This is a genomic window from Tepidimonas taiwanensis, assembly GCF_020162115.1.
Taxonomy (GTDB): Bacteria; Pseudomonadota; Gammaproteobacteria; order Burkholderiales; family Burkholderiaceae_C; genus Tepidimonas; species Tepidimonas taiwanensis.
Map to the genome: position 1 here is coordinate 420,231 of NZ_CP083911.1, position 12,416 is coordinate 432,646.

10 protein-coding genes and 1 riboswitch are annotated in these 12,416 nt (G+C 70.4%); of the genes, 7 read left to right on the forward strand and 3 right to left on the reverse strand.

The window, feature by feature from the left end; translation table 11 throughout:
* Positions 1-86: 86 nt before the first annotated feature.
* Together LCC91_RS01965 and LCC91_RS01970 are read right to left on the reverse strand one after the other, a co-directional pair.
* Complete coding sequence (locus LCC91_RS01965) at positions 87-926, reverse strand: alpha/beta fold hydrolase (protein ID WP_143897500.1); 840 nt, start codon at positions 924-926, stop codon at positions 87-89.
* Positions 927-944: 18 nt separating this feature from the next.
* Entirely contained in the window at positions 945-2,255 is a 1,311-nt protein-coding gene (locus LCC91_RS01970; RefSeq protein WP_143897499.1) for an O-acetylhomoserine aminocarboxypropyltransferase, read from the reverse strand.
* Between the two features lie 80 nt (positions 2,256-2,335).
* Here LCC91_RS01970 and LCC91_RS01975 point away from each other — a divergent pair, with 80 nt between their 5' ends.
* Genes LCC91_RS01975 through LCC91_RS01990 form a run of 4 tightly spaced genes read left to right on the forward strand, consistent with a single transcriptional unit; the run spans position 2,336 to position 5,417 of the window.
* Positions 2,336-2,824 (forward strand): CBS domain-containing protein, encoded by a 489-nt coding sequence (locus tag LCC91_RS01975; protein WP_043701339.1) that lies wholly within the window; start codon positions 2,336-2,338, stop codon positions 2,822-2,824.
* Positions 2,825-2,827: 3 nt separating this feature from the next.
* Positions 2,828-3,112: a hypothetical protein gene (locus tag LCC91_RS01980; protein ID WP_143897497.1), complete on the forward strand. Its 285-nt coding sequence runs from the start codon at positions 2,828-2,830 to the stop codon at positions 3,110-3,112.
* Positions 3,113-3,120: 8 nt separating this feature from the next.
* On the forward strand, positions 3,121-4,236 hold the full coding sequence (aroC, locus tag LCC91_RS01985; protein WP_143897495.1) for a chorismate synthase: 1,116 nt from the start codon (positions 3,121-3,123) through the stop codon (positions 4,234-4,236).
* The gene (locus LCC91_RS01990) at positions 4,233-5,417 is read left to right on the forward strand and encodes an MFS transporter (protein ID WP_043701345.1); all 1,185 of its coding nucleotides are present in this window, start codon (positions 4,233-4,235) and stop codon (positions 5,415-5,417) included. The genes aroC and LCC91_RS01990 overlap by 4 nt, the downstream gene beginning before the upstream one ends.
* Here LCC91_RS01990 and LCC91_RS01995 read toward each other — a convergent pair.
* The gene (locus tag LCC91_RS01995; protein ID WP_043701511.1) at positions 5,414-6,037 is read right to left on the reverse strand and encodes an NnrU family protein; all 624 of its coding nucleotides are present in this window, start codon (positions 6,035-6,037) and stop codon (positions 5,414-5,416) included. The genes LCC91_RS01990 and LCC91_RS01995 overlap by 4 nt on opposite strands.
* Positions 6,038-6,479: 442 nt before the next feature.
* On the opposite strand from LCC91_RS01995, the gene katG reads away from it, so the two are divergent.
* The 3 genes from katG to thiC all read left to right on the forward strand — a co-directional run bounded on the left by katG (position 6,480) and on the right by thiC (position 12,289).
* Positions 6,480-8,651, forward strand: coding sequence for a catalase/peroxidase HPI (katG, locus tag LCC91_RS02000; RefSeq protein ID WP_043701347.1), 2,172 nt, complete (start codon positions 6,480-6,482; stop codon positions 8,649-8,651).
* Between the two features lie 195 nt (positions 8,652-8,846).
* The gene (locus LCC91_RS02005) at positions 8,847-10,154 is read left to right on the forward strand and encodes a diguanylate cyclase domain-containing protein (protein ID WP_143897492.1); all 1,308 of its coding nucleotides are present in this window, start codon (positions 8,847-8,849) and stop codon (positions 10,152-10,154) included.
* Positions 10,153-10,260, forward strand: a riboswitch (TPP riboswitch). (Overlaps the previous gene by 2 nt.)
* Before the next feature lie 100 nt (positions 10,261-10,360).
* Complete coding sequence (gene thiC, locus LCC91_RS02010) at positions 10,361-12,289, forward strand: phosphomethylpyrimidine synthase ThiC (RefSeq protein WP_043701350.1); 1,929 nt, start codon at positions 10,361-10,363, stop codon at positions 12,287-12,289.
* Positions 12,290-12,416: the final 127 nt, after the last annotated feature.

Genomic DNA, 12,416 nt, shown 5'->3' on the forward strand with positions numbered 1-12,416 from the left:
CCCCGTAGGCCTCTTTGCGGCTGCCCACCGGTGGCATGCCAGGTGGGTCTGTCGGAACGCGTGCGCGCTGCGCCTTGGGGGGGGAGTCAGCCGGTAGGCGCATCCAACGCTGGTTGCAGCCAACGTTGCAGTGCGTCGAGCACGCCGTCCGGCGCCTCGGTCATCAGCGCGTGGCCCGCGTTCAGGCGCACCACGTCCACCGGCACCCCCGCCGCGCGCGCAGCGTCGATGAGGGGCTGCGCGGCCTTCGGCGGTGTCATCTGGTCGCGCGTGCCGAGGATGAACTGCACGGGGCAGGCGAGCGCGCGCGCCGCCGCCTCGCCGCCCTGGTAGCTGTCACACGCGACGAAGCCGCGGTGGAAGATGTTGACGCGCGGGTTGCTGGCCAGCACGCGGCGCATCAGCGCGCGCGAGCCGCCGTAGAGCCACGTGCCGGGGCCGAGCGCCGACGGCGGCGGTGCCAGCGTCGAGTGGCTGTAGACGTTGACCATGTCGATGGCCTTGTCGGGGGCGTGCAGCGAGGCGTCCAGCAGCGCGGCCGACACGCGCATCGGGTAGGCGGTGCCGACCAGCACCAGGTGCGACACGCGCGCCGGTGCATCGGCCGCGGCCTGCAGCGCGATCAGCGAGCCGAAGCTGTGCCCGACCAGCGCCGCGCGCGCAATGCCCAGCGCGTCGAGCAGGCCGATGACGGTGCGCGCGGCCGACTCGACGCTTGCCGGGGGCTCGCCCCCGCTGCGCCCGTGACCCGGCAGGTCGATGGCGAGCACGTTGTGGCCGTGGTGCGCGAGGTAGCGGCTCTGCAGGATCCAGACGCTGTGGTCGTTGAGCACGCCGTGGATGAAGACCACGGTCGGGCGGGCGGGGTCGAACGGCTTGCCGCCGGTGTAGGCGTACAGGGGGGCACCATGGACGTCGATCAGCATGGTCGGGGCTCCCTCGGGTCAGGCGGCTTTTTCCGCGGCCTTGAGCGCGCGCTTGAGGTCGTCGATCAGGTCGTCCGGGTCTTCGAGCCCGATCGAGAGGCGGATCGTGCCCGGCCCGATGCCGGCGGCGGCCAGCGCCTCGTCGCTCATGCGGAAGTGCGTCGTGCTGGCCGGGTGGATGACGAGGCTGCGGCAGTCGCCGACGTTGGCCAGGTGGCTGAAGAGCTTGAGCGCCTCGATGAAGGCGCGGCCCTGCGCCCGCCCGCCCTTCAGGTCGAAACTGAACACGCTGCCCGCCCCGCGCGGCAGCAGGCGCTGGGCCAGCGCGTGGCTGGGGTGGTCCGGCAGCAGCGGGTGGCCCACGCGCGCCACCATCGGGTGCGCGGCCAGGAACTCGACCACGCGGGCCGTGTTGCTCACGTGGCGCGCCATGCGCAGCGGCAGCGTCTCGATGCCCTGCAGGATCAGCCACGCGGTGTGCGGGCTCATGCACGCGCCGAAGTCGCGCAGCCCCTCGCGCCGCGCGCGCAGCGTGAAGGCCCCGACCGTGGACTCCTCGCTGAACACCATGCCGTGAAAGCCCTCGTACGGCTTGGTCAGCTCGGCAAAGCGCCCGTCGCGCGCATGCGCCGCTTCCCAGTCGAAACTGCCCCCGTCGACCAGCACGCCGCCGATGACGGTGCCGTGGCCGCTCAGGAACTTGGTGGCGGAGTGATAGACCAGGTCCGCCCCGAGCGAGAGGGGCTGGATCAGCCACGGCGTGGTCAGCGTCGAATCGACCAGCAGCGGCACGCCCGCGGCGTGGGCGATCTCGGCCACCGCGGGGATGTCGAGCACGTCCAGCCCGGGGTTACCGACCGTCTCGCCAAAAAAGAGCCGGGTGTTGGGGCGAACTGCCGCGCGCCAGCCGTCCAGGTTGCCGGGCCGCACGAACGTGGTTTCGATGCCGAAGCGCCGCAGCGTGTAGTGCAGCAGGTTGTGGCTGCCGCCGTAGAGCGCGCTGGAGGCGACGATGTGTCCGCCCGCGCCCATGAGCGTGACGATCGCCAAGTGCAGCGCGGCCTGACCGCTGGCGGTGGAGATGGCGGCGATGCCGCCTTCCAGTGCCGCGACGCGCTGCTCCAGCACCGCGTTGGTGGGGTTGCTGATGCGGCTGTAGACGTGGCCCGCGCGCTCCAGGTTGAACAGCGCCGCCGCCTGATCGCTCGACTCGAAAACGAACGACGTGGTCAGGTGGATGGGCACGGCGCGCGCGCCGGTGACGGGGTCGGGGGCCGCGCCGGCGTGCAGCGCCAGCGTGTCGAAGCCGGGGTCGGCGTAACCGGGCATGGTGTCTCCTCGTGTTGTCGTCTATATTAGCTTGCACGGCGGAACCACCGCCGTATCACCGGAGACAACAGGAGCCCACCATGAAAGTCCGTGACATCTTGCGCGTCAAAGGCGGCACACTCTACACCGTCTCGCCGGACGAAACGCTGGCGCGTGCGGTGGAGACGATGGCGCAGTTCGACATCGGCTCGCTGGCCGTGATGGAGCACGGCGAACTCGTCGGGATGCTCACCTTCCGCGAGGTGATCGGTGCCATCGCCCGCAACGGCGGCACGGTCGGCGACACCACCGTGCGCAGCATCATGGACGACCACCCGATGACCTGCACGCCGGAGACCGAGCTCGACCAGGTGCGCCCGATGATGCTCGAGCGCCACACGCGCTACATGCCGGTGATGGACAACCGCATGCTGATGGGTGTGATCAGCTTCTACGACGTGGCCAAGGCGGTGGTGGAGATGCAGAGCTTCGAGAACAAGATGCTCAAGGCCTACATCCGCGACTGGCCGGAGGAGGAAGCCGCCGAGCCCCGGCCCGACGATCCGGCGCAGCCCGCGGCGGCGCGCTGACGCGTGGGCGAGGGGGCGCTGGCCCTGCTGGCGCTGTGGCGGGATGGGGCCGCCGTGCCCGCGCCGCCGTTGGTGGAGGCGGCGTTGCGTGAGGCCGAGGACGCCTACGCGGTGCTCAAGGCCGCGCTGCTGCGCGCGGGGGCGCAGGACGCGCTGGCGCTGGAGGCGATGGACGCCTGGCTGCGGGCGGCCAGCGAGCTGCGCCGCGGGCTGCAGCAGATCGCCAAGGGCGCGACGCTGCTGGCGAGTCTCGCCGAACCCGGGGCGCCGCAGGCCGCTGCGGGATAATGCCGGGCATGAGCGGCAACACCCTGGGCACCCTGTTTCGCGTCACCAACTTTGGCGAGTCGCACGGGCCGGCCATTGGCTGCGTGATCGACGGCTGTCCACCGGGGCTGCCGCTGTCCGAGGCCGACATCCAGCCCGAGCTGGACCGCCGCCGCCCGGGCAGCAGCAAATTCGTCACCCAGCGGCAGGAGGCCGACCGGGTGCAAATTCTCAGCGGCGTCTACGAGGGCCGCACCACCGGCGCGCCGATCGCGCTGCTGATTGCCAACACCGACCAGCGCAGCAAGGACTACGGCGACATTGCGCAGACCTTCCGCCCCGGGCACGCGGACTACACCTACTGGCACAAATACGGCATTCGCGACCCGCGCGGGGGCGGGCGCTCGTCGGCGCGCCTGACCGCACCCACCGTCGCTGCCGGTGCGGTGGCGCGCAAATGGCTGCGCGAGCGCCACGGGACGGTCGTGCGCGGTGCCCTGCTGCAGATCGGCACAGTGGCCGTGCCGTTCGAGTCGTGGGACTGGGTCGATACCAACCCGTTTTTCGCGCCGACGGCGGACGTGTCGGCGCTGGAGGCGTACCTGACCGAAATCCGCAAGGCCGGTGACTCGGTCGGGGCCAAGCTGCGCGTCGTCGCGCAGGGCGTGCCGGTCGGGTGGGGCGCGCCGATCTACGACCGGCTCGACGCCGACATCGCGCACGCGATGATGGGGCTCAACGCCGTCAAGGGGGTCGAGATCGGCGACGGCTTCGCGTGCGTGACGCAGCGCGGCAGCGAGCACGGCGACGCGATCACCCCGCAGGGGTTTCTCTCCAACCACGCGGGCGGGATCTTGGGCGGCATCAGCACCGGGCAGGACATCGTGGTGACGCTGGCCATCAAGCCGACGAGTTCCATCCTCGTGCCGCGGCCGTCCATCGACACCGCCGGCGCGCCGACCGAAGTCGTCACCAAAGGGCGGCACGACCCGTGCGTGGGCATCCGCGCCGTGCCGATCGTGGAAGCGCTGCTCGCGCTCGTGCTGATGGACCACGCGCTGCGCCACCGCGCGCAGTGCGGGGACGTGCACGTGACGCCGGGGCCGGTGCCAGCCCAGGTGGGTGGCGGCCACGACACCCCATGACGGCGTCGGCCCCGGCCGATGCGCCGCGCGCGCTGTGGCCGTTCGCGGCCCTGTCGGCGGGCTATTTCGCGCACATCGGCTTTTTCAACCCGTACCTGCCACTGTGGCTGCAGGAGCTTGGCTACGGCGTGTGGGCCATCGGGCTGTTGACGTCGCTGCAGTCGGCCACGCGGGTGTTCGCCCCCTACCTGTGGGGGTGGCTCAGCGACCGCACCGGTGACCCGGTGCGCTGGCTGCGCGTGTGCGCGCAGGCGGCGCTGGTGCTGTCGCTGGGGCTGTGGTGGCAGCCGGCTGCGGTTTGGTTGCCGCTGGTGTTGTTCCTGTTGTTCACGCACACCAGCGCGATGATGCCGCTGTCCGAGACGGTGCTCGCGCACGCGATGGGCGCCGCCGGCACGTTCGACGCCCGCCGCTACGGGCGCGTGCGCCTGTGGGGGTCACTGGGGTTCCTGGTGACGGTGCTGGCCGCCGGTGCGTGGTTCGAGCGCGCGGGGCTTGGCAGTTTTCCGTTTTGGGCCAACGCGACGCTGGTGCTCGTCGTGTGGGCCGTGTGGGCGATGCCCCGCTGGCGCGAGGCCCCGCACGCCGCGCACGAGGGGCCCGCGCGCATCGCCCCGGTGCTGCGCCAGCCGGTGGTGGCGTGGTTTTTCGTCTCGATGTTCTGGCACGTGCTGGCGCACGTGTTCCTCTACATCTATTTCTCGCTGTACCTGGACGCGCTGGGCTATGGCAAGGGCGTGATCGGCGCGCTGTGGGCCACCGCCGTGGTGGTGGAAATCGTGTGGTTCTACGGCCAGGGGCGCTGGCTGCCGCGGCTGTCGCTGGGGCAGTGGCTGGTGCTGGCGTCGGCCCTGACGGTGGCGCGCATGGCCGCGACGGCCTGGGCCGCGCAGTGGCTGTGGGCGCTGGTGCTGGCACAAGCCGTGCACGCGATCGGCTTCGCCGCCCACCACACGGTATGCATTGCGCTGATCCAGCGGCATTTTCCGGGGCGGCTGCGGGCGCGCGGGCAGGCGCTGTACTCGCTGATCGGCTACGGGTGCTCCGGTTTGGTCGCGGGTGCCCTGGGCGGCTGGGTCAGCCACCGCTGGGGGCTGGGGGCGGTCTTCGTCGCTGCCACCGGGGCTGCGTTGGCCGCCACCGGTGCGGCCACGATGGTGCGCCGCCGCGGTGGCGCTTAACCGAACGGCCGCACGCCGATCCACGCACCGTGCGCCCAGAACGCAAACACCGCCCAGGCGGCCACGCCCACCACCACCGCCGCCACGGTCGCGCTCAGCCGCCCCGCGCGCGGCTCGGTTGCCGCTTCGTCGACGTCTGCCTCGTCCACGCCGTCCGCCCCGGTCGCCGTGGGTGACGGCCGGCGCCGCGCGGAGCGGTAGTCGAACACCGCCCACACGAGAAACCCTCCAAAGAGCAGCACGTCCGCCAGCGTGCCGTTGGCGAGCAGGTGCGCGAACGCCCACAGCTTGACGGACAGCACCATCGGGTGGCCGAGCCGCGCCTTGATCGCGTTGCCCGGCACGTACGCCGCCACCAGCAACACGAAGGCGATCAGCGTCAGCAGCGATGCCGCGTGCCGCATGCCCAGCGGCGGCGTCCACAGCACGACTGGCGTCAACCGCGCTTGCGCATAGCCCCAGACGATCAGCACGAGGCCGAGCGCCGACAGCAGCGACACCCCGGCCTTCCATGCCGCCGGGCCGACGCGCTCGATCGTCTGCTGCCGCCAGTCCTCGGCCACGATGCGCACCGAGTGCACGCCCAGAAACACGATCAGACCCAGCACCAGCCACTGCATTGCCATTCTCCGGTGGTTGCGGCGTCAGTCCCGCGGGCGATGATCCAGCGCCATCCGGCCGCGGGAATCCGGCCCGGGGGATGCCCGCTGCCATCATAGCGGCAAGTGGCCCAACCGACAGGGGTGGCACAAGCGCCTGTTTTTCGGCCCCGGCGCCCGGGTGCCGCCATGGCCGCGTGCGCTCGTGGTTGGGCGGCGCTCCTGTCGCGCCGGCGCGATTTCGTCCGGACTCCTCACAGGTATAGAACGCCGCGGGGCAGCGCAAAACTTCCTCGTGCCGGATCCATCGTCTCGCGGGGTCAGGGTGTCGAGGGTGGCGAACGCCGCGATAGCCTATCCCCGCGATTGGCAAAAGTGACCCCAAACGGGTTCGCGCGGCCCTAGACTTGTGTCGATCGATGAATCAACGTCGATCAATGATGTCTATCAAAGGAGTCACGCAATGAACGCCCCCCACACCCCCGAAGCCCGCTGTCCCGTGATGCACGGCGCCGCCACGACGGCAGGCGCCCAACCCGTCTGGTGGCCCAAGGCGCTCAACCTTGACATCCTGCATCAGCACGACACAAAGACCCAACCGCTGCCCGGCTTCGACTACCGGCAGGCGGTGCGGACGCTGGACGTCGAGGCACTCAAGCGCGACCTGCGTGCGCTGATGACCGACAGCCAGCCGTGGTGGCCGGCCGACTGGGGGCACTACGGCGGTTTGATGATCCGCATGGCATGGCACGCGGCAGGCTCGTACCGCGTGGCGGACGGGCGCGGCGGGGCCAACACCGGCAACCAGCGTTTTGCGCCGCTGAATTCGTGGCCCGACAACGCCAACCTCGACAAGGCGCGGCGGCTGCTGTGGCCGATCAAAAAGAAGTACGGCAACAAGATCAGCTGGGCGGACCTGATGATCCTCGCTGGCAATGTCGCGTACGAGTCGATGGGCCTGAAGACGTATGGCTTCTCGTTCGGGCGTGAGGACATCTGGCATCCGGAGAAGGATGTCGACTGGGGGCCGGAGCAGACGTGGCTCGCCCCGAGCGACGCCCGCTACGAGCGTGTGGACGACGCGAGCACGCTGCGCAACCCGCTGGCCGCGGTGCAGATGGGGTTGATCTACGTGAACCCGGAGGGCGTCAACGGCCAGCCCGACCCGCTGCGCACCGCGGCGCACATGCGCGAGACGTTTGCCCGCATGGGCATGAACGATGAGGAGACGGTGGCGCTGACCGCCGGCGGCCACACGGTGGGCAAGGCGCACGGCAATGGCAACGCGGCCCACCTCGGCCCGGCGCCGGAAGGTGCCGAGCTGGAAGAGCAGGGCCTCGGGTGGATGAACCACACGACGCGCGGCATAGGCCGCGACACCGTCACGAGCGGCCTGGAGGGGGCGTGGACATCGAACCCCACGCGCTGGGACAACGGCTATTTCGAAATGCTGTTCGGCTACGAGTGGGAGCTGCGCAAGAGCCCGGCCGGCGCGTGGCAGTGGGAGCCGATCGGCCTGCGCCCCGAGCACACGCCGCCCGATGTCGAAGACCCGACGCGGCGCGACCACCGCATCATCATGACCGACGCCGACATGGCGCTCAAGGTCGATCCGATCTACCGGCCCATTGCCGAGCGCTTTGCGAAAGACCACGCGTATTTCTCCGAGATCTTTGCGCGCGCCTGGTTCAAGCTCACGCACCGCGACCTCGGGCCGCGCACGCGCTACATCGGCCCGGAGGCGCCCACCGAAGACTTGATTTGGCAGGATCCCGTACCGGCGGGCCGCACGGACTATGACGTGGCGGCCGTTCGCGCGGCCATTGCCGCGGCGGGCTTGAGCATCGCCGACCGTGTGGCCACCGCGTGGGACAGCGCCCGCACCTTCCGCCACACGGACTTCCGCGGCGGTGCCAACGGCGCGCGCATCCGCCTCGCGCCGCAAAAGGATTGGCCCGCCAACGAGCCCGAGCGCCTGGCGCGCATCCTGCCCATCTACGAGCGCATCGCGGCGCAGACCGGCGCGAGCGTGGCCGACGTCATCGTGCTCGCCGGCAGCATGGCGGTGGAAGAGGCCGCACGCGCCGCGGGCGTGGCGATCGACGTGCCGTTTGCCCCAGGGCGCGGCGACGCCACGCAGGCGTGGACCGACGTGGACTCCTTCCGCTGGCTGGAGCCGAAGGCCGACGGATTCCGCAACTGGCTCGCGCCGGGCGTGACGGTGGCGCCGGAGGAGCTGTTGCTGGACCGCGCGCACCTGCTGGGTCTGACCGCCGTGGAGATGACCGTGCTGGTGGGTGGCCTGCGGGTGCTCGGGGCCAACCACGGCGGCTCGCGCGACGGGGTGTTCACCGACCGCGTCGGGGTGCTCAGCAACGACTTTTTTGTCAACCTCACTGACATGGCCTACACGTGGCAACCCACGGGGCGCAACCGCTACGCGATCGTCGAGCGCGCCAGCGGCACCCCGCGCTGGACCGCGACCCGCGTGGACTTGGTGTTCGGTTCCAACAGCATCCTGCGCGCGTACGCCGAGGTGTACGCACAGGACGACAACCGCGAGAAGTTCGTGCGCGACTTCGTCGCCGCCTGGGTCAAGGTCATGAACGCCGACCGCTACGACCTGCGGCCGTGAGCAGCCCGGCACCACCCCAGCCGACACCGGACGCGTGACGCGCAGGATTGGCTCCGGCCCCGCCCGCGTCAGTCGCGTGCCCAACCCGTTGAGCAGCGCCCCAATCGGGGCGCTGCTCATCTTTTTGGGGGATTGTGTGGAATTTTTGGGTGGAGTATCGTTATCAGTTTAAGGCGGGCAAGGCGTGGGGCGACGATGGAAAGCGTTTGCGCGGAAAGGCGGGTGGCCGCCGGTGAGCGGTTGGGCGGCGACGGCGCGCTGGCCGAAGCATTGTTGGCGCAGGTGGCCGACTGGCGCTGGGCGATGGACGCCGAGTTTCGCATCGTGCGCGCGGAGCCTTTGGCCGAGGGGCGGCGGCTGCCGCCTTTGCCGGCGCTGATCGGCTACCGGCCGTGGGAGTGCCCGGCGCTGGTGCTCGACGAGCGCCGTCGGCGCCGCCACGAGCGGCTGCTGTGGCAGTGTCAGCCGTTTCGCGGGGTCGAGCTCGCGTGGCGGACGGACCGCGGGCGTCAGCGCTGGTTCAGCATCAGCGGCGTGCCGCGGTTGGACGAGCAGGGACATTTTCACGGCTATGTGGGCGTGGCAACGGACGTCACGGCGCGTCGCCGCGTCGAACAGTCGTTGCGCGACGTGCGCGCCGAGCTGGACGCGACGCTGCGCGCGCTGCCGGACCTGATGTTCGAGATCGACGGCGACGGGGTGTTTCACGGCGTGCACGCGCCCCAGCCGGAGCTGCTGGCCGTGCCGGCCGAGCGCATCGTCGGCCGCCGGGACGTGGACCTGTTGCCGCCGGAGGTCGTCCGGATCACGCACCAGGCCCTCGACCAGGCACGCGAGCACGGCGCGGCGCGCGGCCACCGCTACCGGATCAAGCTGGCCGACGGCGTGCACTGGTTCGAGATGTCGGTCGCGCGCAAAGCCGGGCGTGACCGGTATGTCGTCGTCGTGCGCGACATCACCGAACTCAATGCGTTGGCCTTTTATGATCCGTTGACGGGGTTGCCCAACCGCCGGCTGTTGCTCGACCGGGTGGAACAGGCGTTGCTGCGCCTGGCGCGCGAGCCCGATTGGGCGGCACTGCTCTTCATCGATGTGGATGACTTCAAGCGCGTCAACGACACGCTCGGGCATGCCGCGGGGGATCGGGTGTTGCAGGAGCTGGCGCAGCGCATGCGCGCGGTGGTGCGCTCGAGCGATCCGTTGGGGCGGCTTGGCGGCGACGAGTTTTTGGCGCTGCTCACGGATCTGGGTACCGATCTCTACTCCGCGCGTCGTACGGTGCAGCGCGTCGGCAGCCAGTTGCGCGAGCGCCTGTCGCAGCCCATCGCGTGGCACGGCGGTGTGGTGACGGTGTCACTGAGCATCGGCGGTGTATTGTTTCGAGGGGCGCAACAGCCGGACCGTTTGATGCAAGCGGCCGACCAGTTGATGTACCGCGCCAAAGACCGGGGCAAAAATGCCATCGCGATTCAACTGATGTCGGCGCTCGTGCGTAGAATGTGAACGCGCTCCGGGGTGTCCACCGTGGTGGTGGGCTGAGATGGCCGTCGGCCGAACCCGCGAACTTGATCCGGTTCACACCGGCGGAAGAAGAGCCAGGTCCACCGCAGCGGGGATGCTGTCGGTCCCAGCCCCACGGGGTGACAACTGCATCCACCCGGCAGGGGCGCCTTCGGAGCCACCCATCCACGACCGAAGGAGCCCTGCCCATGAACGCCCCCGATCCGTCTTTCGTCGCCGCCGCCGCACAGGTGGACGCCGCCGCCGTCGCCCCGCTGCCGGGCTCGCGCAAGGTGTATGTGACCGGCTCGCGCCCGGACATCCGCGTGCCGATGCGCGAAATCCGCCAGCACGACACCCCCACCCCGCAGGGGCCGGAGCCCAATCCGCCGATCTTTGTATATGACACGTCGGGGCCGTACACCGACCCGGCGGCGCGCATCGACATCCGCGCCGGGCTGCCCGCGCTGCGCGCGGGCTGGATCGCCGAGCGCGGCGACACCGAGGGGCTGCCAGGGCCCACGTCGGCCTACGGCCGCCAGCGCGCGGCCGACCCGGCCCTGGATGCGCTGCGCTTCCCCGGCCTGCAGCGCCAGCCGCGCCGTGCCAAAGCCGGGGCCAACGTGACGCAGCTGCACTACGCACGCCGCGGCATCGTCACGCCGGAGATGGAGTTCGTCGCCATCCGCGAGAACAACAACCGCCGCGCCTACCTCGAGTCGCTGCGCGCCGCCGGTCCGCAGGGCGAGCGCTGGGCGCGCATCCTTGCGCGCCAGCACCCCGGTCAGGCGTTCGGCGCGCAGATCCCGCCGGAGATCACGCCCGAGTTCGTGCGGCAGGAAATCGCGCGCGGGCGCGCCATCCTGCCGGCGAACATCAACCACCCGGAGAGCGAGCCGATGATCATCGGCCGCCATTTCCTGACCAAGGTCAACGCCAACATCGGCAACAGCGCGCTCGCCTCGTCCATCCAGGACGAGGTGGACAAGCTCACCTGGGCCATCCGCTGGGGCGCGGACACGGTGATGGACCTCTCCACCGGACGCCACATCCACGAGACGCGCGAGTGGATCGTGCGCAATTCGCCCGTGCCCATTGGCACCGTGCCGATTTATCAGGCGCTGGAAAAGGTCGGCGGCAAGGCCGAGGAGCTGACGTGGGAGCTGTTCCGCGACACGATCATCGAGCAGGCCGAGCAGGGCGTGGACTACATGACCATCCACGCGGGCGTGCGGCTGGCGTATGTGCCGCTGACGGCCGAGCGGCTCACCGGCATCGTCTCGCGCGGCGGCTCGATCATGGCCAAGTGGTGCCTCGCCCACCACCAGGAAAACTTCCTCTACACGCATTTCGAGGAGATTTGCGAGATCTTCAAGGCCTACGACGTGGCGTTCAGCCTCGGCGACGGGCTGCGGCCGGGCTCCATCTACGACGCCAACGACGCGGCGCAACTGGCGGAGCTGCGCACGCTGGGCGAGCTGACGCAGATCGCGTGGCGGCATGATGTGCAGGTGATGATCGAGGGGCCGGGGCACGTCCCGATGCAGCTCATCCGCGACAACATGCGGCACGAGCTGGACTGGTGCCACGAGGCCCCGTTCTATACGCTGGGGCCCTTGACCACGGACATCGCCCCCGGCTACGACCACATCACCAGCGCCATCGGCGCGGCGCAAATCGGCTGGTACGGCACGGCCATGCTGTGCTACGTTACGCCCAAAGAGCACCTGGGCCTGCCCAACAAGGACGATGTGAAAGAGGGGATCATCACCTACAAGCTCGCGGCGCACGCGGCGGATCTGGCCAAGGGGCACCCGGGCGCGCAGATCCGCGACAACGCGCTGTCCAAGGCGCGCTTCGAGTTCCGCTGGGAGGACCAGTTCAACCTCGGGCTCGATCCGGACAAAGCACGGGCCTTCCACGACGAGACGCTGCCCAAGGCGTCGGCCAAGGTGGCGCACTTTTGCAGCATGTGCGGGCCGAAGTTCTGCAGCATGCAGATCACGCAGGAGGTGCGCGACTACGCCGCACGGCAGGGGTTGGCGGCCGAGCAGGCGATCGCGGTCGGCATGCAGGCGCAGTCCGACGCCTTCCGGCAGGCTGGCGGCGAGGTCTATGTGCCGCTGACGCGGGCCTGAGTGGCGTCGCCGGCGCGCGGGGCAGGGCGTCGTCCCGGCACCTGGGCCGCCCCGCGGCCGTCTGCGCGCCGGCGCAGGGGGGGCGGCCACCGTGCCCGCCGCCGGCGTGGCGCCGATACTGTGCTAC